Genomic DNA, 821 nt, shown 5'->3' with positions numbered 1-821 from the left:
CAATAGTGATTTATTTTTATAGAAGAATCAATAAAGGTGAATTACGCCGTATTGCTGTTGGGGTTGTCTATGTCTTGATTGGTTTAACTTTCTTCTTAATCGGGGTTAACCAAGGATTTATGGATATGGGTCGTTACTTAGCGACTGAATTAGCCACTAACCACGAAGCCTTACTACCATGGATTGGTCTTGTGATGGGGCTAGTTGTTGTATTAGCTGAACCAGCTGTACACGTACTTGGGGACCAGGTTGAAGACGTGACAGGTGGACATATCCCTAATAAGTTGTTATTATTCTCGTTGTCGATTGGTGTAGGGTTAGCCGTAATGATGTCAATGCTTCGTATTATGGTACCAGGCGTTGAATTGTGGCACTTCCTATTGCCAGGATTTGGCTTATCAATATTATTAAGCTTTTACGTACCCAACCTGTTTACAGGTATCGCCTTCGATGCTGGTGGGGTAGCATCTGGTCCGATGACAGCGACATTTATCTTGGCCTTTGCTCAAGGTGTAGCCGATACGTTACCGCAAGCAGATATATTAGTAGATGGTTTCGGTATCATCGCAATGGTGGCAATGACCCCAGTGTTGATGGTTCAAATCCTAGGTTTAATCTATAAATTACGCGTTAAAAACAATAAAGCAATTGGTGAATAAGGGGGTTAATTGATGACTGTAGAATCAGTGGCGTTTTTCGCTATTGTAAACCATGGTTTTGGGCAAAAAGTACTTAAAACTGCCAAAGAGCATGGAACCGGTGGTGGCACCTTAGTCCTTTGTGATGGCACCATTCCAAATAAATTCCTTAACTTGATGGGA

1 protein-coding gene is annotated in these 821 nt (G+C 41.7%); it reads left to right on the top strand.

The window, feature by feature from the left end; genetic code table 11:
* Positions 1 to 659 (top strand): DUF1538 domain-containing protein (locus ACRCJ0_RS16700; protein ID WP_431391280.1); only part of this gene is annotated, 659 nt, incomplete at its 5' end.
* Between the last annotated feature and the right edge of the window lie 162 nt (positions 660 to 821).

It is taken from the genome of Aerococcus sp. L_32 (assembly GCF_050689315.1).
Note: the sequence above shows the minus strand (reverse complement) of the source record. Positions and strands in the feature narration are given on the sequence as shown.